This window comes from Pseudomonas sp. GW456-12-10-14-LB2, assembly GCF_002884345.1.
Taxonomy (GTDB): domain Bacteria; phylum Pseudomonadota; class Gammaproteobacteria; order Pseudomonadales; family Pseudomonadaceae; genus Aquipseudomonas; species Aquipseudomonas paraglycinae.
In genome coordinates, this window is record NZ_POHV01000003.1 from 49727 (window position 1) to 76689 (window position 26963).

General features: G+C 60.7%; 25 protein-coding genes. 16 read left to right on the top strand and 9 right to left on the bottom strand.

The window, feature by feature from the left end; genetic code table 11:
- Positions 1–7 precede the first annotated feature (7 nt).
- The 5 genes from C1X29_RS02735 to C1X29_RS02750 form a co-directional block, all read right to left on the bottom strand.
- Positions 8–550 (bottom strand): DUF3833 domain-containing protein, encoded by a 543-nt coding sequence (locus C1X29_RS02735; RefSeq protein ID WP_102716795.1) that lies wholly within the window; start codon positions 548–550, stop codon positions 8–10.
- Positions 551–926: 376 nt separating this feature from the next.
- The gene (locus C1X29_RS29385) at positions 927–1088 is read right to left on the bottom strand and encodes a hypothetical protein (RefSeq protein ID WP_165369533.1); all 162 of its coding nucleotides are present in this window, start codon (positions 1086–1088) and stop codon (positions 927–929) included.
- Positions 1089–1189: 101 nt separating this feature from the next.
- Entirely contained in the window at positions 1190–2191 is a 1002-nt protein-coding gene (locus tag C1X29_RS02740) for an NAD(P)H-quinone oxidoreductase (protein WP_102686129.1), read from the bottom strand.
- Complete coding sequence (locus C1X29_RS02745; protein ID WP_102716796.1) at positions 2188–2526, bottom strand: carboxymuconolactone decarboxylase family protein; 339 nt, start codon at positions 2524–2526, stop codon at positions 2188–2190. Before C1X29_RS02745 ends, C1X29_RS02740 begins: the two co-directional genes overlap by 4 nt.
- A 10-nt stretch (positions 2527–2536) precedes the next feature.
- Positions 2537–3973: an NAD-dependent succinate-semialdehyde dehydrogenase gene (locus C1X29_RS02750; protein WP_102716797.1), complete on the bottom strand. Its 1437-nt coding sequence runs from the start codon at positions 3971–3973 to the stop codon at positions 2537–2539.
- Between the two features lie 192 nt (positions 3974–4165).
- Between C1X29_RS02750 and C1X29_RS02755 the strand changes: the two genes are divergently transcribed.
- Positions 4166–5092 (top strand): LysR family transcriptional regulator, encoded by a 927-nt coding sequence (locus C1X29_RS02755; protein ID WP_102716798.1) that lies wholly within the window; start codon positions 4166–4168, stop codon positions 5090–5092.
- Positions 5093–5214: 122 nt separating this feature from the next.
- Here C1X29_RS02755 and C1X29_RS02760 read toward each other — a convergent pair whose 3' ends face one another.
- Positions 5215–6333, bottom strand: a complete 1119-nt coding sequence (locus tag C1X29_RS02760; RefSeq protein ID WP_102716799.1) for an SMP-30/gluconolactonase/LRE family protein — start codon at positions 6331–6333, stop codon at positions 5215–5217.
- A gap of 240 nt (positions 6334–6573) precedes the next feature.
- Here C1X29_RS02760 and C1X29_RS02765 point away from each other — a divergent pair, with 240 nt between their 5' ends.
- Genes C1X29_RS02765 through C1X29_RS02775 form a run of 3 tightly spaced genes read left to right on the top strand, consistent with a single transcriptional unit; the run spans position 6574 to position 9694 of the window.
- Entirely contained in the window at positions 6574–7395 is an 822-nt protein-coding gene (locus C1X29_RS02765; RefSeq protein WP_102716800.1) for an ABC transporter substrate-binding protein, read from the top strand.
- On the top strand, positions 7392–8237 hold the full coding sequence (locus C1X29_RS02770; RefSeq protein WP_011334213.1) for an amino acid ABC transporter permease: 846 nt from the start codon (positions 7392–7394) through the stop codon (positions 8235–8237). The genes C1X29_RS02765 and C1X29_RS02770 overlap by 4 nt, the downstream gene beginning before the upstream one ends.
- 35 nt (positions 8238–8272) lie before the next feature.
- Positions 8273–9694: an LLM class flavin-dependent oxidoreductase gene (locus C1X29_RS02775; protein WP_102716801.1), complete on the top strand. Its 1422-nt coding sequence runs from the start codon at positions 8273–8275 to the stop codon at positions 9692–9694.
- On the opposite strand, the gene C1X29_RS02780 is transcribed toward C1X29_RS02775, so the two are convergent.
- Together C1X29_RS02780 and C1X29_RS02785 are read right to left on the bottom strand one after the other, a co-directional pair.
- On the bottom strand, positions 9664–10371 hold the full coding sequence (locus tag C1X29_RS02780; RefSeq protein ID WP_102716802.1) for a cupin domain-containing protein: 708 nt from the start codon (positions 10369–10371) through the stop codon (positions 9664–9666). The two genes, C1X29_RS02775 and C1X29_RS02780, sit on opposite strands and share 31 nt — an antisense overlap.
- Before the next feature lie 61 nt (positions 10372–10432).
- Complete coding sequence (locus tag C1X29_RS02785; RefSeq protein WP_102716803.1) at positions 10433–11287, bottom strand: GNAT family N-acetyltransferase; 855 nt, start codon at positions 11285–11287, stop codon at positions 10433–10435.
- Between the two features lie 592 nt (positions 11288–11879).
- Here C1X29_RS02785 and C1X29_RS02790 point away from each other — a divergent pair.
- From C1X29_RS02790 to C1X29_RS02845, 12 genes are all read left to right on the top strand, one after another.
- Positions 11880–12548, top strand: coding sequence for a haloacid dehalogenase type II (locus C1X29_RS02790; protein ID WP_039768553.1), 669 nt, complete (start codon positions 11880–11882; stop codon positions 12546–12548).
- A 32-nt stretch (positions 12549–12580) separates the two neighbouring features.
- On the top strand, positions 12581–13855 hold the full coding sequence (locus C1X29_RS02795; protein WP_102716804.1) for an FAD-binding oxidoreductase: 1275 nt from the start codon (positions 12581–12583) through the stop codon (positions 13853–13855).
- 94 nt (positions 13856–13949) lie between these two features.
- Entirely contained in the window at positions 13950–15587 is a 1638-nt protein-coding gene (locus tag C1X29_RS02800) for an ABC transporter substrate-binding protein (protein WP_102716805.1), read from the top strand.
- Between the two features lie 47 nt (positions 15588–15634).
- The gene (locus C1X29_RS02805) at positions 15635–16591 is read left to right on the top strand and encodes an ABC transporter permease (RefSeq protein ID WP_102716806.1); all 957 of its coding nucleotides are present in this window, start codon (positions 15635–15637) and stop codon (positions 16589–16591) included.
- Positions 16588–17463 carry an ABC transporter permease gene (locus tag C1X29_RS02810; protein ID WP_085603597.1) on the top strand — a complete coding sequence of 292 codons (876 nt, stop codon included), beginning with the start codon at positions 16588–16590 and terminating at the stop codon, positions 17461–17463. Before C1X29_RS02805 ends, C1X29_RS02810 begins: the two co-directional genes overlap by 4 nt.
- Before the next feature lies 1 nt (position 17464).
- Complete coding sequence (locus C1X29_RS02815; RefSeq protein WP_102716807.1) at positions 17465–19306, top strand: ABC transporter ATP-binding protein; 1842 nt, start codon at positions 17465–17467, stop codon at positions 19304–19306.
- Positions 19303–19611, top strand: a complete 309-nt coding sequence (locus C1X29_RS02820; RefSeq protein WP_085745639.1) for a (2Fe-2S)-binding protein — start codon at positions 19303–19305, stop codon at positions 19609–19611. Before C1X29_RS02815 ends, C1X29_RS02820 begins: the two co-directional genes overlap by 4 nt.
- Positions 19593–20969: an NAD(P)/FAD-dependent oxidoreductase gene (locus C1X29_RS02825; RefSeq protein WP_102716808.1), complete on the top strand. Its 1377-nt coding sequence runs from the start codon at positions 19593–19595 to the stop codon at positions 20967–20969. The genes C1X29_RS02820 and C1X29_RS02825 overlap by 19 nt, the downstream gene beginning before the upstream one ends.
- The gene (locus tag C1X29_RS02830; RefSeq protein ID WP_102686143.1) at positions 20966–22120 is read left to right on the top strand and encodes an FAD-binding oxidoreductase; all 1155 of its coding nucleotides are present in this window, start codon (positions 20966–20968) and stop codon (positions 22118–22120) included. Before C1X29_RS02825 ends, C1X29_RS02830 begins: the two co-directional genes overlap by 4 nt.
- Positions 22117–23274, top strand: coding sequence for an acetylornithine deacetylase (gene argE, locus C1X29_RS02835; protein WP_102716809.1), 1158 nt, complete (start codon positions 22117–22119; stop codon positions 23272–23274). Before C1X29_RS02830 ends, argE begins: the two co-directional genes overlap by 4 nt.
- Positions 23275–23397: 123 nt before the next feature.
- Positions 23398–24855, top strand: coding sequence for an NAD-dependent succinate-semialdehyde dehydrogenase (locus tag C1X29_RS02840; protein WP_102716810.1), 1458 nt, complete (start codon positions 23398–23400; stop codon positions 24853–24855).
- Positions 24856–24882: 27 nt separating this feature from the next.
- Entirely contained in the window at positions 24883–25962 is a 1080-nt protein-coding gene (locus C1X29_RS02845; protein WP_085745644.1) for a tartrate dehydrogenase, read from the top strand.
- A gap of 54 nt (positions 25963–26016) precedes the next feature.
- Here the strand turns inward: C1X29_RS02845 and C1X29_RS02850 are convergent, their stop codons facing one another.
- The gene (locus tag C1X29_RS02850) at positions 26017–26943 is read right to left on the bottom strand and encodes a glyoxylate/hydroxypyruvate reductase A (protein ID WP_102716811.1); all 927 of its coding nucleotides are present in this window, start codon (positions 26941–26943) and stop codon (positions 26017–26019) included.
- Positions 26944–26963 lie beyond the last annotated feature (20 nt).

The window sequence follows — 26963 nt, forward strand, 5'->3', positions numbered from 1 at the left end:
TTACGGTTCATTGGCTTGCTTCGGCGCCCTGGCGGCGGAAGAACAAGGTCACCTGGCCGACTTCCACACCGAACTTGGACATGCTGGTGCGGTTGATCAACGTGTCCTCGTCCATCAGGTACATCCAGTCGTCCATGCTCATTTCATAGGTCGAATCGTCGACCGGTACATTGAGACGATAACGCCAGTGAAATGTGTTGCCAGCCACTTGGCCTTGGGCAACCCCTGCGACATCACCGGCGCGACCACTCCACCGTCCCTGGCCCTCGGGCGTCAATGTCCATACGCGGTGCTGGCGGGTGCCATCGCTGTACAGAAAACGCTCGTCGAGAATCAGGTTGTTGCCTTCGCGACGGCTGACGATGTTGACTTCGAAGCGCTTGGTCACTTCGCCGCCGCGCTTCTGAAACATTCCCCAGGCCTTGACGGGCTGGCTGAAAAAACGCTGCAGATCGAGTGCCGGTTGTTGATCGGCATAGTGGGTGACATCCACGCTGGTGCAGCTTGCGATGCTGAGTAGCAGTGTCAGTAACAGCACTAATCGAGTCATTGCTTTACTCCCTGATGGCAGAGGGGGTCGAGGGACCGCGCTGGAGAGGGTTTCTTGTACGCCATGAAGCGCGCGTACAGGGTTGCGGCCGTCTAATTTCGCTTTCCCGCTGCAGTGTTGCGCGACATGGCGGATCAGCACCCCAAATAATTGTACGAGTACGGTATTTCTGTATAGGTTTTGTTCACGATAGGCGGAAAAAAGCCACCTGACAATCAAGCGGCAATTTTTTCGCGCAAATGCGCAGAACCGACATCACAAGCTGAAGGCTTGCCTGGGTAGCGGGGAGAGGGCGCGAATAGTGTTCACTGTGGTTTGCGGTGCTGTCGCCAGCAGGCGGAAAAAGGCCCGGATTCCTCCGGGCCAGTCATGCGCATCAGTGCGAATCCGCCTCGCTCGCAGCCTCGGCAGCGGATCTTTCCCTGCGCCTCTGGAGCCAACTGTAGAACGCATGCACGGGATGAAGGACGGCGGTGAGTACGCCGAGCAGCAGGATGGTGAAAAGGATGATCAGTGGGATGCTTTCGTGCGAGAACATGGTGGGTTACTCCTGTAGTCACTATGTCGTAACCCGCAGACTAGACGCATCGAATCCTGTTTTCGATGAATGAATGTTCATCCTTGAACGCTTCGGGTGTGTTACGGCGAATCCTCCGGACGCATGGTCAGGATAATTTTTCCGACATTCTCTGAAGACTCCATTCGCCGGTGAGCATCGGCAGCCCGCGCCAGCGCAAATGTGCTGTCCACCACCGGTTCCAGGCTCCCTGCGCCGTCGAAGCGATCGAGCCAATGCTCACGGAAGCGCTGGATCATGGCGTGCTTTTCCGGTTGTGTGCGGGATTTCATCACCGTGCCGATGATTTGCAGATGCCGATAGAGGATGTGTTCGAGCTCCACGCTTACCTGGCCGCCACCGCCGAGAATCCCGACTTGCACCAGTCGGCCACCGTGAGCAAGCGAGGCAATGTTGCGTGCGAAGTAGGGTTCGCCGATGAAGTCGATGACAACATCGACCCCTCGACCATCGGTCTTGTCGGCAATGACTTGGGCGAAGTCCTGGGTCTTGTAGTCAATCGCGACGTCAGCCCCCAGATGTTCGACACGCGATAACTTGCTGCCCTCTGTGGTGGCATACACCGTGGCGCCGGTGGCGTAGGCCAGTTGCACGGCTGCGGAGCCGACACCGCCGGCCGCCGCATGAATCAACACCGAGTCGCCGGACTTGAGGCGAGCCAGGTGCATCATCGCTTCATGGGCGGTGACGAACACCTCCGGGATAGCCGCTGCGTGTACATAATCCAGTTGCGCGGGGATCGGCATGGCCATGCGGTAGTCGATGCGCGCCAGTTCGGCATAGGCGCCACCGCCAACGACGCCCATCACTCGGTCTCCTGCGGCGTAGCCGGTCACTTCGCTGCCTGTCTGGATCACCTCGCCAGCGATCTCCAATCCGATGATCAGCGAGTCACCGAAATTCGGATGCCCATAACCACCGGTGCGATGGGTCAGGTCGGCACGGTTCACGCCAGCGGCGTAAACCCGCACCAGAAGGTCGGTGGGGCGGACTTCGGGGTCGGGCGCATCGACGAGCTCCAGGACATCTGCGGCGCCGAATTCTCTGATGTTGATCGCTTTCATAGCGGGTTCTTCTCCGAGTCGGAAAACGTGGCATTGGCGATGACCGATGCAGTGATGGCGCCGGGAAAGCCCACATAAAAAGCCAGGTGGGTAATCGCTGCGGCAATTTCGTCCAGGCTGACGCCGTTGGTGATTGCCCGGCGCAAGTGAGCGGGCAGTTCTTCTGAATGACCACCGGCAATCAATGCAGCGACGGTAATCAGGCTGCGGTCGCGGAGTGACAATCCAGGATCGGCCCAGATCTGCGGATAAAGCGTTGCGTCGACGAAATCCGACAGCTTGGGCGTGAAGGCCCGGGCCGCGTCGCGAGGACTGCTGAAATTGATCGTGGACATGGGAGCTCCGTTAAACCTGGCTGATGAATTTGTGGGTGAGGTAGTGCTCGATGCCTTCAACGCCGCCTTCGGAGCCGTGACCACTTTCTTTCATGCCGCCGAACGGGAGCTCGGTGGCGACGATGCGGTACTGGTTTATCCCGATCATTCCGGCTTCCAGTCCGTCGGCCACGTCGATGGCTGTTCGTGCATTGGAGGTGAACGCATAGGCCGAAAGGCCATACGGCAATCGATTCGCTTCTTGCAGGCCGTCGGCCAGTTCATCGAAAGGCATCAACACGGCGATGGGACCGAAAGGTTCTTCGTGCATGATGCGGGCGTTCATGGGCACGTCTGCCAAAACGGTGGGCTGGAAGAAAAAGCCGTCTCCGGGAAGCGCCTCGCCACCGACCAATACCCGTGCGCCTTTCTCGACGGCATCGGCTATCAATTGCTCCATCTTGACCAACTGCCTTGGGTTGGCGAGCGGTCCGACCTGAGTCTGTGGATCGAAGCCGTCGCCGATTTTCAGGGCTTTGGTGGCCGCGACAAAGTGATCGACAAACGCTTGATAAGCGCCACGCTGAACGATGAACCGGGTCGACGAGATGCACACCTGGCCGGTACCGCGAAAGCGGTTCGCGACACCCTCTACCGCGGCTTTTTCGATGTCCGCATCTGCAAATACCAACACCGGGCCATGACCTCCCAGCTCAAGGGTAATGGGCTTCACGCCCTCGGCGGCGCGGGCCGAGAGCAACCTTCCAATGGGCACGGAGCCTGTGAATGTCACTTTTCGAATGATCGGAGAAGCAATGAGCTGGCTGGACACCTGATCCGGTACGCCGAAGGCCACTTGCAGCACGCCTTTGGGCAGGCCTGCGTCGTCCAGCGCCCGTGCCAGGGCCAGCGCGGTGGAGGGACTTTCTTCTCCGGGTTTGAGAATCACGCTGCAACCCGCCGCCAGGGCCGCCGACAGTTTGCGGGCAGGCGTGATGGCCGGAAAATTCCACGGCGTGAAAGCTGCGACCGGGCCAATGGCCTGGCGTTTGACCAGTTGCAGTACACCGGGGCGGTTGGCAGGTACAACACGGCCGTCGATGCGCCGAGCGCTTTCGGCGAACCATTCGAAATACTCTGCGGCTCGCACCACTTCATCCATGCTTTCGCTCAGTGGCTTGCCTTCTTCCAGGGTCATCTGCGCTGCAATGTGCGGGGCTCGTTCCAGGATCAGATCGGCGGCGCGCTTGAGGATTTTCGCGCGCTGGTCCGGCACCGTCTGCCGCCATTGTTCGAAGCCCACTCGGGACACTTCCAGGGCGCGGTCAAGGTCGCCGGCAGTGGCGAGGGGAACACGTCCGATTTCACGCCCGGTCGCAGGGTTGACGACGGCTGCCGTAGAGCGACCTTGCGCATCGATCCATTCACCACCGATGAAAAGATAAAGCTGATCGTAGGAGTTGTTCATGGTGTGGCCTTTGGTTGGTTGTCAGGGACGGGCAAGCGCTCCGTGAAACCAAGTCTATGGAAGGTGAGTCGCTTGATTTAGCCGGCCACGAGGGAATCATTGTTTTCCCCAGAGGTAATATCGGGGGCCAGGGGGGAGGGTGTAGCATCCGCACTTGTCTCGAGCGGATTGCAGGTCTGAAGGACGATCAGGATGGATAAACTTTCAAATATGTCGGTGTACATAAAAGTGGTCGAGATGGGCAGTTTCACGGCCGTTGCGAACCATCTGGACTCCACTGTCGGCAATGTCTCGCGCGCCGTCTCGGCACTTGAAAATGTGCTCGATGCGCGTCTGTTGCAACGATCTACCCGACGTCTTTCGGTGACCGACGCGGGTCGTCGGTTCTACGAGCGATGCATCAAAATCCTGGCTGACCTGGAAAGTGCAGAAGCCGAAGCGAGCAATGCAGCCTTGAAGCCCAGAGGAACCTTGCGCGTGCACTGCGTACCTGGACTCGCTCGGCACCTGGTGACCGGCGCAGTGCTGGCGTACCGCGATGAATTTCCGGACGTCACCGTGGATTTGATGCTCTCGCAACGCATGCCCAACCTGCTCGAGGACCAGTTGGATGTCTCGATCCTGATTGCTCGTACGCTGCCGGATTCAGCGTATGTCAGTCAGAAGATCGGCGTCAGTCATTGCGTACTGGCAGCGTCGCCCGAATATCTGGATCGACACGGAACCCCGACCACGCCTGACGAACTCAGCGCTCATCAATGCTTGCTGCTGGGAACGGTGGACTATGTGCGGGATGAGTGGCAGCTCAAGAGCAAAGCAGGTGACGCGACCTTCGTTCCCAGCGGACCGAGCTTCAGCGTGAATGACATGGACGCGATGGCTATTGCCATTCGGGAAGGGGCCGGAATCGGCTTGTTGGCCGGATTTACTGCCATCGATGATTTGCGCTGCGGAAAACTGGTGCGGGTTCTGCCTGACTACCATACGTACGAGCGCAACGTTTATGCCGTCTACACGTCACGACAGTTCGTCGATGCAAAAATCACTCGCTTTATCGATAGCCTGAAAGACCGCGTCGGTAGTCAGCTGGCAGCAACGGCTCAGGAACTTATCGGTTGAAAGACCGCAGGCAGCCTCTTTGATTCAGGGATGGCGAGCGGGATTGAATGCCGCGCATCCCTGGCTGCGCGGCGAGATATTGTTTCGATACTCACGAAGCGACCGCGAGATGAACGGCGTTTTTACACAGCGAACGCAGTCCCGCGAGTATTCACAAAAAGCGAGTAGATCGAGTGACTGCTTGCCATGAACAGCCTGTTCCCTTCGCGCCCCCCGAAGCACAGGTTCGGGCAGCGCTCTGGCAGCGAAATATGCCCGATGGCCTTGCCCTGTGGGTTGAAAACCCGCACGCCGTCGAGTTTTTCCAGGTCGGCCCTGGGATCTCCATTGCCGCCCCAGCCGCACCAGAGGTTGCCCGCTTCGTCGCACTTGATACCGTCGATTGCCGCATAGTCCAGCCCCTCAATGTGCTTGCGACGCTCGCCCAGTGTGCCGTCTTCCTTCACGGCAATGGCCCAGATCAAACGATTGGGTTTGGCGCGACCTTCGACGACATACAGGGTTTTCTCGTCGGGAGAAAAGCACAGACCGTTGGGGCCGTTCAGGTCGTCGATCACCCGAGTGACCTTTCTGCTCTCACCGTCGATGCGGTAAACGGCGTGCGGTTGGCTCGGGGTGATTTTGTGGCCTTCGTAATTGTTGCCGGTCTGGAATGGCGGGTCGGTGAACCAGATCGATCCGTCACTTTTGCAGACGATGTCGTTAGGCGAGTTGAAGGGCTTGCCCTCAAAGCTGTCGGCGAGCACGGTGGTCGTGCCGTTGTATTCGGTGCGCGTGATGCGGCGGCCTTCGCTGGTGGTGGTAGAGCCTTCGCAGACGATAAGCCGCCCTTGGCGATCCCGGCACATCCCGTTGGAAAAGTTCGAGTGTTCACGGTACACGGTGAAGGTCTCGGTGATTTCGTCCCAACGCATGATGCGATTATTAGGGATGTCGCTGACCAGCAAATAGCGGCCATCACCGACCCAGACCGGTCCTTCGGCCCAGCGCATGCCGGTGGCGAGTTTTTCCACACTGGCGTTGAAAATACGCAAGTCGAGGAAGCTGTCGTCGAGGATGTGAATCAGTGGATCCGGGTAGCGTTGACTCAACGGTTCGGTGGCTTCAGCGAGACTGGGCAGCAAGGCAGAGCCGGTGGCGAGCGTGGCGGAAACAGCGAGGGATTTTTTCAGGAAGCTGCGGCGGGTATTGCCCTTTACCTGTTCGAGGCTTTCAGGCTTGGCGGACAGGGATGAGTCCATGTAGCAATCTCCGTGGTTTTATTTTTGTAGGGAGGCGTACTAATAATCTGTGATAGGACATCGTACAAGTCAATCGTTTGCTTGCCCCTACAGAGCTTAGAGTGGAGCGCGCTTTGCTTAAGGGTGAGGTCTGGAATCCATATAGCCCAAGCGCAGCTTTTTATTCCTAAAATGAAGTTCATATTAATTTTATAGTGCGTTTTAATCTAATCAGGCTTTCCCAGATTGGAGCATTCGCACTTGAAGATCCCGACACATTTGACACTTGGCCTGGCGCTCGCCGTCAGTTGCGCTGCAGCATTTGCGGGGCCAACCCTTGATCGCGTGACGCAAAAAGGTGAACTCACCGGTGTCCTGATGGAGAGTTACCCGCCGTTCTCTTTTCTCAATGACCAGAACCAGCTCGACGGCTTTGATGTGGATGTCGCTAAAGCTGTGGCCGAGCGCCTTGGGGTCAAGCTGAAACTTGAAACGCCTTCCTGGGACGTGATTGCCGCCGGGCACTGGAACGGTCGATACGACATCTGCGTGTGCTCGATGACACCGAGCAAGGCGCGGGCCGAAGTGTTCGACTTCCCCGTGGAGTATTACCAGTCGCCGGCGGTGATCGTGGTCAATGCAAAGGACAAGGACATTGCCACTGGCAAGGACTTGTCCGGCAAAAAAGTCGGTGTGATCAGTGCGTCGACTTATGAGGCCTATCTGAACAAGGATCTGGTCATTGAAGGCGCCGAGGACAAACCGTTGAGCTATCCGTTCGACAATGTCCAGATCGCGCCTTACGACAATGAAACCGTTGCCTTCCAGGATCTCGCACTCGGTACCGGCGTGCGCCTGGACGCTATGGTCACCAACCTGATCACCGCGCGTGAACGCATCGCTCAGGATCCGCGCTTCAAGATTGCCGGAGATCCACTGTATGCCGAACCGAACGTCGTGGCGGTCGAAAAAGGCGATGCGCAATGGAATGCGAAAGTCACCGAAGTCATCGCACAACTCAAGACTGACGGCACGCTAAGCAAAATATCCCGCAAGTGGATCGGTTCTGATATCAGCCAATGACAGCAATCAATCCGCATCCGGCCAAAGCGGCTGTTACCCCGCAAAAGCAGCCGCCACTGACACGTCAGCTGTTCGGTTTTCGCACGCGTCTGTATCTGACGTGGGCGGCGCTGTCGGGTCTGGGCGTGTGGTTTTTCATGCGCTTCGATCTGAAGTTTTCGATCATTCTGGAAAAGTGGCCGAACCTGGTCGGCCTGCATCTGGGGCCGAACGGGTTCTTGCAGGGCGCCGCGCTGACGATATTCCTGTGTTTCTGCTCGATCTGGTTTTCGTTATTGCTGGGCTTTGTCACCGCGTTGGCCAGGCTGTCGAGCAGCGCCGTGGCGTTTGGTATCGCCAGCTTCTACGCCTCGTTCTTTCGCGGCACGCCGCTGTTGATCCAGATCCTGTTGATCTATCTGGGGCTGCCGCAGCTGGGTGTGGTGCCAGGCGCAATCAGCGCCGGGATCATCGCGCTGTCGCTCAACTACGGGGCTTATCTCAGTGAGATTTTTCGTGCCGGCATCCTCGCGGTTGCCCCGGGTCAGCGCGAAGCAGCCGCCGCACTGGGCCTGAGACCCGCCGCAACATTCATCCATATCATCCTGCCGCAAGCCATGCGCACGATCATTCCGCCGACCACCAGCCAGTTCATTTCGATGCTCAAGGACTCGTCCCTGATTTCGGTCATGGGTGTCTGGGAAGTGATGTTTCTGGCGCAGTCGTACGGGCGTTCGTCCTACCGTTACATCGAAATGCTGACCACCGCAGCCGCCATCTATTGGCTGTTATCCATCGGTCTCGAACTGATCCAGCATCGCCTCGAACGCCATTACGGCAGAGGCTTCAAGCATCAGCGCTGAGCCATTCCGTTGAATGATTTCTAGCAGGAACCACGATGTCCGATCCTAAACCTCTGCTGTTTGCACTTTATGAACAAGCCAGCGTCGGCTGCGGCGGTGCGCCGAGTCTGTGGACTCACCCGGCTGACGAACGCCTGGCGATCAACTCGCTGGGCTACTGGTCAAACCTGGCGCGGATTGCCGATCAGGCGCACCTCGATATGCTGTTCTTTGGTGATGTGCTGGGCTTTTACGATGTGCTGGGTGGCAACGCCGATGCGGCGGTGAAATGGGCGGTGGAAGCGCCGGCCAACGATCCGTTGATGATCATTCCGGCGTTGGCGGCCGTGACGGAAAACCTGGCATTTGGTGTCACGGTGACCACCAGTTATGAGCACCCGTTTACCCACGCCCGGCGCTTCAGCACGCTTGATCACCTCACCAATGGGCGAGTGGGCTGGAACATCGTCACCTCTTACCTGTCCAGCGCCGCCCGCAATTTCGGGCTGGAGCAAATGATCAAGCATGACGATCGCTATGAGCGCGCCGAAGAGTTTCTCGATGTGGTGTACAAACTCTGGGAAGGCAGTTGGGCCGACGACGCCGTGGTTGCCGACAAGTCCCGCCAGCTGTATGCCAGAGGCGAGCGGGTGCGACCGATCAATCACGAGGGTGCGCACTATCGTGTCGCCGGGCCGCACCTGACCGCTCCGTCGCCGCAGCGCACACCATTGCTGATTCAGGCGGGCTGGTCGGGACGCGGTCGAGAGTTCGCCGCCAAGCACGCGGAACTGATCTTCATCGCCAAATCCAACCCGCAGGAAATCCGGCAGGGCCTGGAAGACATCTGGGCCCAGGCGCAGGCGCTTGGGCGTCAACGTGAAGACGTGAAATCGTTGACGGTACTGCGCATCGTCACGGCCAAAACCGAAATCGAAGCCCAGCGCAAATACGACGAGTTGCAAAGCAACTATCACTTGCAGGCACAACTGGTCAGTTACGCCGGCGACACCGGCATCGACATCAGCCGCTACGCCGACAGCGATGCACTCTCGACGCACACCGAAGGCCTGACCTCTTATGTGATGCGCCCCGATGGCAGTGGCAAGCCGCTGACGGCGGGTGATGTGAAAAAGCGCTTCGCCAGCGTTACCCGTGGCAGCGACCTGATTCTCGTCGGTACACCGCAGCAAGTCGCCGAGCGCATCGAAGAGCACGCGCGAATTTCCGGCACCAGCGGCTACATGCTCAACCCGTTGATCAGCCCAGGCAGCCTTGAGGACTTTGTCGAACTGGTTATTCCCGAATTGCAAAAGCGTGGGCTGTACCGGACTCAACCGCAATGCGGCACTTTCCGCTCGCGGTTGCGGGCAGATCACTCCAGCCACCTGCCAGCCTCGGCCTATGGGGCTTCGTTCCGCTTCGACAAGGCGCTTCATGGCCGACGCTATTTAACCGCATACACCTTGCGTACATAGCGCGTGCTTTTCCAGGCGCACGGTGCCCCGCGCGCAACAAATACGCTGTCGCCGGTATTGACGGTCACGCTCGAGCCCTCAGGCGTCTGCAACGTTACGCTGCCTTCGATCAGGTACATCAACTCATTGAGCTTGTGCGGGCGACCGTGACGTTCGTAGGGCGTCGAGTCCCACACGCCGACACGCAGATCGGTTGTGGCGTCTTCGAAGGCATTACGTGACCGGCATTGCGGTGTCGGACCGATCAGGATCTGTTGCTCCGGCGCGGCGGAGGGAGACAGATGCGCCTGCGGGTCGAGCAAGGTCAGGCCGGGTGTCGCGGCTGCGGTGGCCATGGCGCAAAACGCCCACCGGGTGCCGGTCTGTGCTTCGATCCGCACGTCCGTGCCGCGGCCGATGACCGCGCTGGCGCCGACGGCCAGTTCCAGCGTCCGCTCCCGGGTTTTCAACGTCACATGCCCCGCATGGACTACGATCACCTCGGTGTGCGGGAAGTCCTCGATAACAAGGCTTGCGCCTGCTTCGACGATGCCTGCAGATATGCCGTCGCTCCCTGACCAGGCAACCTGACGTCCGGTCGGGAAAGGGTCTGCGGCGTTCAAGGGTTGCTGTTTGAAAGCGGTGTCGACGCGACTGCCATCGGCACGAGCCAACAGCATGATGCAAGGTTCGGACATACGGGTGAAGCTCCAGGTCTTGAGGGGATTTCTTGGGGGGCGACTAGCGCCAGCGCGATAGTCAGCCGATGGCTTGAGTGACCAGGGCAAACTGCCGAACGCCATTGTTTGCTTGCGGTGCTGCACCGCGGGACATTTGTGCCACGGTGTCTACTTTCTTCAGGCCGGCTGCTTCCAGCCAGTCGGAAAGGCCACAATCCGCTGGAATATCAATGCGCACAAAGGCATCCGGTATCCCGGCCAGCAATGTGGCGATCAGGTGTTGGGCTTGCTCAAGGTTTTCGGCGATCAGCGGGCCGATGCAACGACCGCGACCGAATGGGCGCAGCAGGGCGAAGGCCTGCAACTGACCGTCACGCACAATGCCCACCGAATGCTCGACGACGGCGAACAGATCGGTAAGCACCGCTCGCCGATCCAGTCCGCTCCCGGCATTGGCCAGTTCCAGCACCCGCGCATGATCCGACTCGCGCAATGGGCGGCATTCTTCACCGTCTGCCAATGGCCCGGGCACGGGGGCTTGCGCCTGGCCCTGGTGCTGCTGAATCCGGCCAAACTCGACAAAACCCTGACTGGCGTACAGCGGTGCGCCGGCCACGGTTGCATTCAATATCGCCGTGCTTGACTGGCAAGCCTGCAGCGCGTGTTCCATGAGCTTTCGCCCGATGCCCTGGCCCTGGTAATCGTCACTGACAATGACCAGGCCAATGGTCGTGAAATCACCTTGCGGGCAGGCAAACGCGGTGCCGATCAAACGCTCGCCATCAAGTACGACAAAACCCTTGCTGACCCGTTGCAGCATGGCCCAGTCGTCAAGTCGATGAGGCCACTTCAATTGCACGGACAGTGCATGAGCCTTGGGCAGGTCGTCGGCAGTCATCGGCCGATAGACGTAGGAAGGGAGCGGGGTGGACATGGCGATTCTCCGATCAAGAGTGTGCGCTGGCGCCGGGTTTTGCGGCGAGGTGAAGCCTGTATCCCATCTGGATGAAAGCCTGACAAGGGGGCAGGGAATATTCGGCAGATTCCGCGAAGCACAGCCCCGAGCACCACACTTACTACTTAATCCGGGCCTTGTGTCGGCAGCAAATGCTTGGGCCTTTTTACCCTATAAAAGGCTTGTACCCAGTCTCGTCGCTCAGGCGCAGGATGTAGGTTCAATCGCCTCGATTCAGATCCGGGCTGACAGACGCCGCAGCAACTGATGCCAAAGCTGCGATGGGGCGCAGTTTCTGCGGGCAAAGTCGCTGTCGGAAATCAAAAGCGCCAGATAAAGGCCCATAAGTGCGCATAAACAGGGGCTTTGCCCAAGGCTGGAGCGCACCGCAAAGTCTGCTGAGTGGAATGACCAAAACGGTGATTTGTATCGAACGGAGGTCGCTTTTAACGCCATCTGCTGATTTCACGGTGTTGTAATGACGGTGTGCTGCAGCGTTGCATCGCTACTGCGCAAACCAGGCAAATGCTTGTAGCGCCATTGACCTCAACGAACTTCAGGAACGCACTCAATGAGCTTTCTTCGCCCCAAATTCATTACCTTCGACTGCTACGGAACGCTGACCAATTTCCACATGGGCACAATGACCCGCGAACTCTTCGCCGATCGCGTTCCCGCTGAGCAGATGGATCAGTTCGTCAAGGATTTCTCGGCCTATCGCCTGGACCAGGTCATGGGCGACTGGATGCCGTATGACGAGATTCTCAAGACCGCTCTGGCGCGTACCTGCAAGCGTTGGGGAATCGAATACCGCGAAGAAGGCCAGCTGTATTACGACGCTGTTCCGACCTGGGGCCCGCACCCGGACGTACCGGCCGGCCTGTCGAAAATCGCCGACAAGATTCCCTTGGTGATTTTCTCCAACGCCAGCAACAGCCAGATCATGTCCAACGTCGAAAAACTCGGCGCACCTTTTCACAAAGTCTTCACGGCCGAACAGGCACAAGCCTACAAACCTCGTCTGGCGGCGTTCGAGTACATGCTCGACAACCTCAACTGCGGCCCGGAAGACATCTTGCATGTGTCCTCCAGCTTCCGTTACGACCTGATGCCGGCCCACGACATGAAGATCAAGAACAAGGCCTTCGTCGCCCGTGGTCACGAAGTACCGGGCAACGCCTTCTACAGCTACCACCAGATCCCGGACATCGGCGGTCTGGCCGCACTGGTCGGCCTGTAACGACATCCTCATTGGCAAAGGCGGGATTGAACATGGGCAGTGAATCCTACTGGCTCGACAGCGCACCGGCCTTCACCGGCGCACAGCTCGGCGGTTTGCCCGGGCAAGTCGATGTGGCCATCGTCGGTGGCGGTTTCACCGGGCTGGCGGCAGCCCGGGCCCTGGCGCTCAAGGGTGCCAGTGTGGTGGTGCTGGAAGCCGGACGGGTGATCGGCGAGGCTTCGGGACGCAATGGCGGGCAGTGCAACACGGGGGTGGCGCAGGATTACGCCAGCCTCAGCGCCAGCCTCGGTGCCGACCGGGCGAAAGCCTATTACCAGGCTTACGAAAGTGCCGTGCAAAGCGTTGTGTCGCTGGTCGAGCAGGAGCAGATCGCCTGTGACCTGCTGCGCAACGGCAAGCTGAAACTGGCGGCAAAACCGTTGCACTACGAAGGCCTGGCCCGCACCTGCGAGCTGATCCGCAACGAAGTCGATGCCGATGTTGAATTGCTGTCTGCCGAACAGACCCGCACCGAAGTCAACTCTGCGCAGTTCCATGGCGGCCTGTTTCAGCGCAATGGCGTGCAGATGCACGTCGGGCGTTTCGGCATCGGTCTGGCAGAAGCGGCGGTGCGTCACGGTGCACTGATCCATGAGGGCACCTCGGTGCTCGACTGGAAAGCCCGGGCCGGCGGTTATCAGGTCAACACCAGCAAGGGTTCGCTGCACGCCGGGCAGGTTCTGCTGGCGACCGGTGCCTGTCAGCACGGTGGTCTGGGCTGGTATCGGCGGCGAATCGTACCGGTGGGCAGTTTCGTGATTGCCACCGAGGTCCTGCCGCGGGCGTTGATCGATCAGTTGCTGCCGGGGCGCCGCGCTTATGTCACCAGTCGAATGATCGGTAACTACTTCCGCCTGACCCCGGATAACCGTTTGCTGTTTGGCGGGCGCGCGCGGTTTGCCATGTCCGACAGTGTCAACGATGCCAAGAGCGGCAAGGTGCTGCAGGCGGCGATGGTCCAGATGTTCCCGCAACTGGCCGGCGTCAGGATCGATTACTGCTGGGGCGGCCTGGTAGACATGACCTCCGACCGTTTGCCGCGAGCCGGCCAGCACGGCGGCGTGTTCCATTCGATGGGCTACAGCGGCCACGGCGTGCAGATGTCGGTGCACATGGGGCAGGTGATGGCCGATGTGATGGCCGGCAATGCCGAGGCCAACCCCTGGCGTGAACTCGACTGGCCGGCGATCCCCGGGCATTTCGGCAAGCCGTGGTTCCTGCCTTTCGTGGGCGCCTATTACCGCTTTCAGGACTATTTGCATTGAGCTGATGCTGTGGCTTTACCGTCGTTTGCGTTTCCAGGACGTTCCGGCCAACCGGAACACTTGAGCCTTCTTAATTTCGACAGGTAGCACTGAAATGACTGATCACAAGAACGACTCACCTCTGATCTCGGGCGAAGAAAGCCTGCGAGTGTTCGAAGGCCTCAATCGCGGCATGTCACGCCGTCACGCGTTGCAAATGCTCGGTGTGGCCGGCGTAGCGGCTGCCGGCGCCGGCAGCCTGTTTGGTGCTGCCGGCAAACTGTTGGCCGACGATACGGCGACGCCGGGCAAAGGCAAGCCGGGTGGGCGGATACGTGTCGCCGGCATGTCCAGCTCGACCGCCGACACCCTCGACCCGGCCAAAGGCGCGCTGTCCACCGATTATGTGCGGCACTACATGTTCTACAACGGCCTGACCCGTTTCGACGCGCACCTGGTGCCGCAACTGGAACTGGCTGAGCGCATCGACAACACCGACGCGACCCTGTGGACGATCACGCTGCGCAAGGACGTGACGTTCCACAATGGCAAAACCCTCAGCGCGGCCGACGTGGTGTTCTCGCTGTCACGACACAAGGATCCGCTGACCGGCTCCAAAGTCATGCCGCTGATGGAGCAGTTCGCCGAAATCAAGGCCACGGGGGCCAACGAAGTACAGATTCGCCTGACTGCACCGAACGCCGAATTGCCGTCGATTCTGGCCGTCTCGCATCTGCTGATCGTTCCCGAAGGCACCACCGACTTCAACCAGGGCATTGGCACCGGACCGTTCAAGGTCAAGGAGTTCAAACCGGGCGTACGTTCGGTGGCAGCACGCAACACCGGCTACTGGAAGCCTGGCCTGCCGTACCTCGACGAAATCGAATTCATCGCCATCGGCGACGAGCCGTCGCGGGTCAACGCGCTGCTGTCCGGCGACGTGCACATGATCAATGAGGTCAACCCGCGCTCCACCGACCGGATCAAGGCCAGCGCCAGACACCGGGTCGTTGATGCGCCGTCGGGCAACTACACTGATTTGATCATCCGTCAGGATCAACTGCCGGGTCAGAACGCCGATTTCACCCAGGCGATGAAGTACCTGCTCGATCGCGAACAGATCAAGTCGGCGGTGTTTCGCGGCTTTGCCGTGGTCGGCAACGATCATCCGATCGCGCCCGGCTCGCGCTACTACAACAGCGACCTGCCGCAAACGGTCTACGACCCGGAAAAAGCCAAATTCCTGCTGAAAAAAGCGGGCATGGAAAACATCAGCATGGAGCTGTTTGCGTCGCCTGCCGCAACGGGTTCCGTCGATATCGCAGTGTTGTTGCAGCAGTCGGCCAAACAGGCCGGGCTCAAACTCGACGTCAAGCGCCTGCCGAGCGACGGCTACTGGTCCAACCACTGGATGAAGCACCCGATCAGCTTCGGCAACATCAACCCACGTCCGAACGCCGACGTGATGTTCTCGCAGTTCTTCCAGTCGAAGGCGCCGTGGAACGAGTCCGGCTGGAAGAACGAGCAGTTCGACCAGTTGCTGATGCTCGCCCGCGGCGAAACCGACGATGCCAAGCGCGGCAAGATGTACGCGGACATGCAGACTCTGGTGCACGACCACTGTGGCATCGGCATACCGGTGTTCATCAGCAACATCGACGGCGTCGATCAACGGATCAAGGGCTACGGCAGCAACCCGCTCGGCGGCTTCATGGGTTACATGTTCGCCGAGCAGGTCTGGCTGGACGCTTGAACAGAGCCGTCGAAATGAACGGCAAGCCAGGTGCAGGAGGGTAGGCGATGAATAGCAACACACTGTGGTTGATCGGTCGACGGCTGGGCGCCGCGATCGTGACTTTGTTGATCGTATCGATGGTCGTGTTCGCGATCACGGCGGTACTGCCTGGAGACGCGGCACAACAATCCCTTGGCCAGTTTGCCACCTCGGAACAGGTGGCGGCGCTGCGCCTGAAACTGGGACTCGATCAACCCGGTGTGGTGCGTTACCTGCACTGGTTGATGAGCCTGCTCAGTGGCGATATGGGCGTGTCGGTATCGAACGCGATGCCGGTTGTCGAGCTGATGGCCGGGCGTGTGCCCAACACCCTGATGCTGGCGGCCGCCACGGCGCTGGTGTCGGTGCCGGTGGCGCTGGTTCTCGGCATCGGCTCGGCGATGGGTCGTGGCGGGCGGATCGACAGTGTCCTGAGTTTCACCACCCTGGCCATGGTCGCGGTGCCGGAGTTTCTGGTGGCGACCCTCGCGGTGCTGATCTTTGCGGTAAACCTGGGCTGGTTGTCGGCGCTGTCCTATGCCAGCGACATCACTTCACCGTGGCAATTCATGCGCACCTACGCCTTGCCGGTGATGACGCTGTGCTGCGTGATCGTTGCGCAAATGGCGCGGATGACCCGCGCGGCAGTGATCGACCAGCTCGACAGCCCCTACGTGGAAATGGCCCGGCTCAAAGGCGTCAGTCCGATGCGCATCGTACTGCGCCACGCTTTGCCCAATGCCATCGGGCCGATCGCCAATGCGATTGCGCTGAGCCTGTCGTATCTGCTCGGCGGGGTGGTGATTGTCGAAACCATCTTCAACTATCCCGGCATCGCCAGCCTGATGGTCGATGCCGTGACCAACCGTGACATGGCACTGGTGCAGGCCTGCACCATGTTGTTCTGTACGGCTTATCTGGGTCTGGTGCTGATTGCCGACCTGTGCGCGATTCTGTCCAATCCGAGGCTGAGAAACCAATGAACAATCTCATTGTGAAATCGACGCCCGCAGCCCCCGATCTGTCAGCCGGCAAGGTGTCTCACGGGCCCGTATGGCTGGGACTCATCGGTGCGGCCATCTGCGTTATCTGGTTGCTGGTTGCATTATTCGGCCCGTGGCTGGCGCCGCATCCGGTCGGCGAGGTGGTCTCGGGCAACGTGTTCGACAACATCAGCGCGGTGTACCCGTTCGGCACTGATTATCTGGGCCGCGACATGCTCAGCCGGGTGCTCGTCGGCGCACGCTTCACCGTGGGCCTGGCGTTGATTGCGGCGGTGCTGGCCAGTGCTCTGGGCACCGGTTGCGCGCTGCTGTCGGTGGTGTCGCCGAAATGGCTGGACGAAGTGATCAGCCGCTTGATGGACGCCTTTATCTCGATCCCGAGCAAGATGCTCGCGTTGATCATGGTTTCGGCGTTCGGCTCTTCAGTGACCCTGCTGATCAGCACGGCAGTGTTGAGCTTCGCCCCGGGCGCGTTCCGTATCGCGCGCAGCATGGCGGTGAACATCGAAGCGCTGGAGTACGTGCAGGTCGCCCGAACCCGTGGCGAGCGGCGTTTGTACATTGCTTGCGTGGAGATCCTGCCGAACATGCTCAACCCGGTGCTGACTGACCTGGGCTTGCGGTTCGGTTTCATCGTGCTGCTGCTCAGCGGCATGAGTTTTCTCGGGCTGGGCGTGCAACCGCCGGATGCCGACCTCGGCTCGCTGGTGCGGGAAAACATCGGCGGCCTCAATCAGGGCGCCCCGGCCATCGTCATCCCGGCGCTGGCCATCGGCACCCTGACCATCGGCGTGAATCTGTTTATCGACAGATTGTCGTCGCGACGTAGTCGCCGCACGGGAGGCCATTGAAATGACCCAATTGATTCGAGTTGAAGACCTGCGCGTGGTCGCTTGCGGCGAGCACGGGGAAACCGAAATTGTCAAAGGCGTGAGCTTTGCCCTGGAACAAGGTGAAGTGCTGGCGTTGATCGGCGAATCGGGCTCGGGCAAGACCACCATTGCCCTCGCTCTGTTGGGGTATGCCCGACGGGGCTGTCGGTTGTCCGGCGGCGTGGTACAGGTCGGCGAGCACGACATGCTTGCGCTCAGCGAGCAGCAATTGCAGGGGCTGCGCGGTAATCGGGTGTCGTATATCGCGCAGAGCGCTGCGGCGGCATTCAACCCGGCGAAGAAGCTGATCGACCAAGTGGTGGAGGGCGCCTTGATTCACGGCCTCGGCACCCGCGCCACCCTTGAGGCCAAGGCCATTGAGCTGTTCCGCGATCTGGCCCTGCCGGATCCGGATCACATCGGCCAGCGTTACCCGCACCAGGTGTCCGGCGGGCAACTGCAGCGGGTGATGGCGGCAATGGCGCTGATCAGTGATCCGTTGCTGGTCATCCTCGACGAGCCGACCACGGCGCTCGATGTGACGACCCAGATCGACGTGTTGCGTGCGTTCAAGCGCGTGGTGCGTGACCGTGGTGCGACAGCGGTGTATGTGTCCCATGACCTGGCCGTGGTGGCGCAAATGGCCGATCAGATCGTCGTGCTCAATGGCGGTCAGATATACGAACAAAGCGCTACGGCGGCGCTGCTCAAAGGCCCGAGTCATGAATACACCCGCAGTCTGCTGGCGGCCGCGCGGCCGGACACGACGATCCGCCCACCTTGCGGAATTGCCGAAGAAACTCCGCTGCTGACCATTCGCGGCCTGACCGCTGGTTACGGCAACAAGAACACCCAGGGCATGCCGGCCATTCGTGTACTGGAAGACATTGATCTGACCGTGCGCCGGGGCCAGGCGATTGGCGTGATCGGCGAGTCGGGTTCGGGCAAGTCAACGCTGGCCCGCGTGGTGGCCGGCCTGCTCACGCCGGCATTGGGCGGGCTGACCTTTGACGGGCAACCGCTGGGCGGTTGTCTGGCCGAACGCAGCGACGAGCAATTCCGGCGAATCCAGATGGTGTTCCAGAACGCCGACACGGCGCTCAATCCGATGCACAGCATCAGCACGATTCTGAGTCGGCCGCTGAAAATGTATTTCAACCTCAAAGGCGCGGCGTTGCGCGAGCGCATCGGCGAATTGCTGGATCTGGTGCGCCTGCCGCGAGCCCTGGCCGAGCGTCGTCCGAGTGAATTGTCCGGCGGGCAGAAACAGCGGGTGAACCTGGCGCGGGCACTGGCGGCCAAACCCGATCTGATCCTCTGCGATGAAGTGACCTCGGCGCTGGACACCGTGGTCGGTGCCGCGATTCTTGAATTGCTCCGCGATTTGCGTGAGCAGCTCGGTGTGTCCTACCTGTTCATCAGTCATGACATCTCTACCGTGCGCGCGCTGTGCGATGACGTGGTGGTGATGTACAGCGGCCACAAGGTTCAGGCCGGCAGCCGCCAGTCGTTTGCGCAGGCACCGTTCCATCCCTACACCGATCTGTTGATTCACTCGGTGCCGGAGCTGCGCCAGGGCTGGCTGGAAACCTGCGGGACGACTTGCGGCGAACTGCCGCCCATCGGGCCCAAAGCCAATGTCGCCGAGCTGTGCACCTTCCTCAATCGCTGCCCGGTGCGCGTCGATGGCCTGTGCAACCGTACGGCACCCAACCGCCGAATCATCGACGGTGGCAGTGAAATTCTTTGCCACCACGACAGCGTCGAACTGCTGAAAACCCAGCGGGACGTGACCACCTTCAATCAGGGAGCCTATGCATGAGCGCTCGTTTTGTGAGACTGGCCGAGCAGGGCCGGGTGACCGTCGGGTTGACCGTGGATGGCGTGCCCATCAAGGCGTTGCAGGGCGACACACTGATGGTCGCATTGCTCACTCAGGGCGATGCGCTACGCCAGTCGGAATTCGATGCCGGTCGACGTGCCGGGTTCTGCCTGATGGGCGCCTGCCAGGATTGCTGGGTGTGGACGCGCAGCGGCGAACGTCTGCGTGCGTGCTCCAATGAAGTCCGTGAAGGGCTGGATCTCGTCACCACACAACCGGAGGCGACATGGCCACTGCACGGGTAGTTATCGTCGGCGCCGGCCCTGCGGGGATTCGCTGCGCCGAGACGTTGGTGAAGGCCGGCATCAAACCGGTCCTGATCGATGAAAATCGCCGCGACGGCGGCCAGATCTATCGTCGCCAACCCGAAGGTTTCACCCGCGACTACCGCGCGCTGTACGGCACTGAAGCGGCCAAGGCGCGCGACCTGCACGAGAGTTTCGAGCGCTTGCGCCCACACATCGATTACCGGCCCGACACGCTGGTGTGGAATCTGGTGCCCAGGCAGTTGAGCTGCGTCAGTCAGGGTCACCATACGACGGTGGACTTCGACGCGTTGATCCTGTGTACCGGCGCCACGGACCGTTTGATGCCCATTGAAGGCTGGCAGCTGGCGGGCACCTACAGCCTCGGCGGGGCGCAGATCGCGCTCAAGTCGCAGGCGGTTTCCATCGGCCATCGCGTGGTGTTCATGGGCAGTGGTCCGCTGCTGTATCTGGTGGCCAGCCAGTACGTGAAGGCCGGCGCCAACGTCGCTGCGGTGCTTGATACATCGCCGATGAGCAAACGCATTGTCGCGCTGCCGAAGATGCTCGCGCGGCCCGGGGTGTTGTTTACCGGGATGAAACTGTTGGCGCAGTTGTATCAGGCGAAAATACCGGTGCATCTGGGGATCAAGCCGGAGCTCATATCGGGAGATGCCACTAGCGGCGTCAGTGGCGTGCGCGTGCGCTCAGCCAAAGGCGAAACCCTGGACATCGATTGCGATGCCGTGGCCCTGGGGTATCACTTGCGTCCGGAAACCCAGCTGGCCGATCTGGCCGGGTGCCGCATGCGTTTTGATGAAGCGTCCGGCCAATGGTGGCTGGCGCTTGATGAAGAGGGCCGCACGTCGGTCAGCGGTGTGTATGCCGCCGGCGACGGCGCAAAGATTCGCGGTGCCGATGCGGCTGAACATGCCGGACGTCTGGTGGCGATGGCGCTGCTGGAGGATCAGCAACAACCGGTGGATGCCGGTTTTCGCGCAGAGCAACGGCGTGCACTGGCGGTGATGGATCAGTTCCGCCTCGGTCTGGCGCAGGCATTTCCCTGGCCCGCCGAACAGGCCGGGGCCTTGCCGGATTCGGCGATCGTCTGTCGCTGCGAGATGATCAGCGCCGGCGAACTGCGCCGTACGGTCAGTGAAAAAGGCGCGTGTGAAGTCAATCGGGCCAAGGCCTTCAGTCGGGTCGGCATGGGCCGTTGCCAGGGCCGCTACTGCTCGCAGGCCGGCGCCGAAGTGATTGCCGCCGCGGCCGGCGTCAGTGTTCAGCAAGTCGGTCGCCAACGCGGTCAGGCCCCCGTCAAACCGTTGCCGATGGTCATCATCGAGGAGCCGTCATGAACTCGCAGAAAAGTGATGTATTGATTATCGGCGGCGGCATCATGGGTGCGGCGTCAGCGTTTTTCCTGCGTCAGCGCGGGCACTCCGTGACCCTGCTCGAGCGCGACCTGATTGGCCAATACGCCAGCGGCGTCAACTTCGGCAACGTGCGGCGTCAGGGTCGTTATCTGGGGCAACTGGAGTTGGCCAACCGTTCCTTTGCGCTGTGGAAGCGCTTGCCGGAGCTGATTGACGACGATCTGGAATTCATCGCCAGCGGCCACATGCGTGTGTGTTACCGCGAAGACGAAATTGCCGAGCTCGAGGCGTATGCCGCTGCACCGGAGGCGGCCCAACTGGATCTGCAGGTCTATCGCGGCGCTGAACTGCATCGGCGCTTTCCGTTTCTTGGGCCGGACGTGAAGGGGGGCTCCTACGCGCCGCACGACGGTCACGCCAACCCGCGTCTGGCGGCGCCGGCATTTGCCCGGGCGGCGCGGCGGATCGGTGCGCGTATCGAAGAACAGACCGAAGTGGCCGAAGTGCAGAAAATCGGAAGCGAGTTCAGCGTCACCACCACCGATGGCCGGCAATATCGCGCCGCACAACTGCTGATCACTGCCGGCGCCTGGGGCGAGAAACTGTCCGCGCAGTTCGGCGAACCGGTTCCGCTGGACACCCATGGCCCGCAGATGGCGGTGACGGAACCGGTGCCATACGCCTTGCCGACGGTGATTGGGGTGTTCACCAAAATACCTGAGGAAGTCATTTATTTCCGGCAGATTCCGCGCGGCAACATCATCATTGGCGGCGGCTATCGCAGCAAACCGGACATGGTCAATCGCCGCGCCTATGTCGAGCCACGCAGCATCCTCAACCAGATCCGGCAAATGCGCCGACTGCTGCCGGGTGTCGGCAATCTGAACATCATCCGGGTCTGGAGCGGCATCGAAAGCTATCTGCCGGACTCGCTGCCGATCATGGGGCCAAGCGGTACGGTCGATGGCCTGTATTACGCGTTCGGCTTCTGTGGCCATGGCTTCCAGTTGGGGCCGGGCGTCGGTGACGTCATGGCTGAGCTGATCAGCACCGGCAGCACTTCCACGTTGATCGAACCCTTTTCCATACGCCGGTTCGCCCCCTTGGCCGAACAACGGAGCAAAGCCTCATGAAACCCCGTGTACTGGAGATTCTCAAACGATTGATTGCGTTCGATACCGTGTCGTCGGAGTCGAACATGGCGTTGATCGAGTACGTTCGCGAGTTGCTGCTGAGCAAGGGCATCGAGTCGCTCATCGTCAAGGACGAAAGCGGCAAGAAGGCCAATCTGTTTGCCAGTACCGGTCCGAAAAGCCAACCGGGCATTCTGCTGTCCGGACACACCGACGTGGTGCCAGCAGCGGGGCAGGCGTGGACGGTTCCACCGTTCCATGTGACGGAGCAGAACGGGCGGATTTACGGGCGCGGCAGTTGCGACATGAAAGGCTTTATCGCGCTGGCCATCGACGCGATGCTTGAGGCTGCCGAACATTCCCTCAGCCGTCCGCTGCAACTGGCGCTGTCACACGACGAGGAAATCGGCTGCGTTGGCGTGCGGCGTTTGCTCGATGTGCTGCATCTGGCGCCGGTGCGGCCGTTCCTGTGCCTGATCGGCGAACCGACCAACATGCAGTTTGTGCTGGGGCACAAGGGCAAGGGCTCGTATCGCACCTATTGTCGAGGGCTGGAGGCGCATTCTTCGCTGGCGCCGCGCTCGGTCAACGCAATCCACGTGGCCTGCGATTTCATTGCAGCGTTGCGTGAATCCCAGCGTCAACTGCAGGAGCAGGGCGCCCGGGATGCCGATTACGACGTGCCTTACACCACCGTGCACGTCGGCCAGATCGGCGGTGGCCGGGCGCTGAATATCGTGCCGAATCTGTGCACGGTGGATTTTGAAGTGCGCAATTTGCCGGCCGATGATCTGGAACAGATTCTCGCGCAGATGCAGGAGCGTGCCGAGGTGATCGTGCGCGAGGCGCAGAAGCTCTCGAGTGTGGCAGCCATCGAGATTGTAACGGTCAACGTCTATCCCGGACTGGACACCCATCCGAGCGTCGAAGCGGTACGGTTCCTGAAAAATTTCGCGGCGCCGGATACCGCGACGTCCAAGGTTTCGTTCGGTACGGAAGGCGGGTTGTTCAAGCAGCGTCTGGATGTGCCAGTAGTTGTCTGCGGGCCAGGTTCGATCGAGCAGGCGCACAAGCCCGACGAGTTTATCGAGATCAGCCAGATGGAAGCGGGGGAGCGCTTTCTGGAGGGTTTGCTCGGTTCGCTGAAGCGATAGAAAACAGCAGTTCTGCTGTTACACCGCCAATTTCAGCAGCCGACACTGTCCGCTACGCGCTTTCAGCATCCTTATCCGTCGAGTCTCCCTAGACTGAAATCTGTCTCGGATCAGGACTCGACCATGCTCAAGAATCGTTTGAAAGACCCCGGTCTTCTCGCAGAACTCGCTTATGTGAACGGCCAGTGGATCGGCGCCGATGACCGCGCGACCCTGGATGTCGTCGACCCGGCCAGCGGCGAATTGATCGGCCGCGTGCCCGCCATGCAAGGCGTGGAAACCCGACGCGCCATCGATGCCGCCGAGCGGGCCTGGCCCGCCTGGCGGGCACGACCGGCCGCCGAACGTGCGGCGCTGCTGGAGCGCTGGTATCAGGCGATGATCGACAACCTCGACGATCTGGCGCTGATCATGACCTGCGAACAAGGCAAGCCGCTGAACGAAGCCAAAGGTGAAATCCGCTACGGCGCGGGTTTCGTCAAATGGTTTGCCGAAGAGGCGCGGCGGATTTACGGCGAAACCATGCCGGCCCCCAGCGGCGACCGCCGACTGTTGACCCTCAAGCAACCGGTGGGTGTCTGCGCGGCGATCACACCGTGGAATTTCCCCAACGCAATGATTACCCGCAAGTGTGCACCGGCCCTGGCGGCAGGGTGCCCGATCATCGTCAAACCGTCGGATCTGACGCCGCTGTCGGCGCTCGCATTGGCCGTGTTGGCTGAGCGCGTCGGCATTCCGGCCGGGGTGTTCAATGTGCTGACCGGCATGCCCGCCGGGATTGGCGAAGAGCTGACCGGCAACCCGACGGTGCGCAAGATTTCCTTCACCGGTTCCACGGCGGTGGGCCGTTTGCTGATGCGCCAGAGTGCCGAGCACATCAAGCGATTGAGCCTGGAGCTCGGCGGCAACGCACCGTTCATTGTGTTTGACGACGCTGATCTTGAGCAGGCGATTACCGGGATCATGCTGAGCAAGTTTCGCAACGCCGGGCAGACCTGCGTCTGCGCCAACCGGATTCTGGTACAGAACGGCATTTACCCGCGTTTTGCCCAGCGTCTGGTCGAGGAAGTCGGCAAGCTCAAGGTCGGCAATGGCCTGCAGGACAACGTGACCATCGGCCCGCTGATCAACAAGGCGGCCGTGAGCAAGGTGGCCCGCCACATCGATGATGCCTTGAGCCAGGGCGCGCAGCTGCTTTGCGGCGGCGTTCCGCAGGGCGACTGTCAATTTGTGCAACCGACGGTGCTTGGCGATGCCCACGCCGGCATGCTCCTGGCCAACGAAGAAACCTTCGGCCCGGTCGCGCCGCTGATGCGGTTCACCGACGAAGCCGAAGCCTTGGCGCTGGCCAACGCCACGCCGTTTGGCCTCGGCGCGTATTACTTCACTCAAGATTTGCGTCGCTCATGGCGTTTCGGCGAAGCGCTGGAATTCGGCATGGTTGGCCTCAACACCGGAATCATCTCCATGGAAGTCGCGCCGTTCGGCGGCATCAAGCAATCGGGGCTGGGCCGTGAAGGCAGCAAATACGGTCTTGATGAATACCTTGAAGTCAAAGCCTTCCACATCGGCGGCTTGTAACTTCACAACAACGGGGAGCCACAACTGATGAGCAAGGTCTTCAAGATCGCCGCGATTGCCGGCGACGGGATTGGCAAGGAAGTGCTGCCCGAGGGGCTGCGGGTGCTGGAGCAGGCCGCGAAAAAATGGCAGCTGGACTTGAGCATTGAAGTGCTCGACTGGGCGCATTGCGATTACTACCTGGAACACGGGCAGATGATGCCCGAGGACTGGTTCGAACAGCTCAAGGGCTTCGACGCGATTTACTTCGGCGCCGTGGGCTGGCCGGAGAAAGTGCCGGACCATATTTCCCTGTGGGGGTCGCTGCTGAAATTCCGTCGCGACTTCGACCAGTACGTGAATATCCGCCCGGTGCGCTTGTTCCCCGGGGTGCCATGCCCGTTGGCCGGGCGCGAACCGGGGGACATCGATTTCGTGGTGATTCGCGAGAACACCGAAGGTGAATATTCATCGGTCGGCGGCAAGATGTTCGAAGGCACCGAGCATGAGTTCGTGCTGCAGGAATCGGTGTTCACCCGCCGGGGTGTCGACCGGATTCTCAAGTTCGCCTTCGACCTGGCCCAGACCCGGCCACGCAAGCGCCTGACCGCAGCGACCAAGTCCAACGGCATTTCGATCAGCATGCCTTATTGGGACGAGCGCACCGCGCTGATGGCTGCGCAGTACCCGCAGGTGACGTGGGACAAGCAGCACATCGATATCTTGTGCGCGCGCTTCGTTCTGCAACCGGATCGGTTCGATGTGGTGGTGGCGTCGAACCTGTTCGGCGACATCCTCTCCGACCTCGGGCCGGCGTGTGCCGGAACCATCGGCATTGCGCCGTCGGCCAACCTTGATCCGCAGCGACGTTTTCCGTCGCTGTTCGAGCCGGTGCATGGTTCGGCGCCGGACATCTATGGGCAGAACATCGCCAACCCGATTGCGATGATTTGGTCCGGGGCGCTGATGCTCGATTTCCTGGGCAACGGTGACGAGCGTTATCGCGCAGCACACGACGGGATCCTGCAGGCGATCGAGCGGGTGATCGCCGAGGGCCCGATCACCCCGGACCTGGGCGGGAAGGGCTCGACCCAGGATGTCGGCAGGGCCATCGCCGAGTTCCTCTGAAGCATCGTCATCCTCTGCACGAGTGAGCCTGCTCGCTCGTGCAGAGGGTCTGAATCAGTAACCTTTGCTGCGGTCGATCTGACCGCTCATGGACTCGCCGCGCTCGAAGCGGCGGATGTTTTCCAGCAGGACAGCAAATGCGCTTTCCGGCTGGGTCATCGCCGCGATATGCGGCGTCAGCAGAATCTGCGGATGGCCCCAGAAGGGATGATCCGCCGGCGCCGGTTCGTTCTGCACCACATCCAGCACCGCGCCGCTCAGTTGCCCGCTGTCCAGCGCCTGGAGCAAGTCTTCTTCCACCAGATGCCCACCGCGCCCCATGTTGATCAGGGCCGCGCCACGCGGTAATTGCCGAAACAACTCACGATTGAGAATGCCACGGGTCTGCTCGGTCAGCGGCAATACGCAAATCAAAATGTCGCACTGGCTCAGAAACGCCGGCAGTTGCTCGCGACCGGCAAAGCACTCGACGCCGGCAATCCGATGCGCACTGCGCGCCCAGCCCTTGAGGGCAAAGCCCAGGGGCTGCAAGGTGGCGAGAATCTGCTGCGCCTGAGTACCGAGGCCCATCACCCCCACCCGACGCTGATGCGCCGGCTGCAGCAGGTGCGCCTGCCAACACCGCGCGATCTGCTGCTGGCGATAGCGCAACATGTCCCGGTGCAAAGCGAGCACGGCAAAACTGGCGTACTCGCACATGCCTTGGGTGATCCCGGGATCGAGCAGGCGCACCACCGGAAGACTTGGCGGGACACGGCTCAGGTCCAGTTGATCGACGCCGGCCGACAACGCGAATAACACCTGCAGATTCGGCAGCACCGTCTGCAGATCTTCTGGCGCCTGCCACGCCGCCAGGTATTTGATGTCTGCGGGATCGCCGATGTCCGGCCAGGCGCGCCATTCGATGTCCGGGGCATGTTCGGCGAACAGTGCTTTCCACCGTTCGCCGCGCACGGGGTCAGCTTTGTAGAGCAGGGCCATGGTCAATTCCTGAGGAGGTT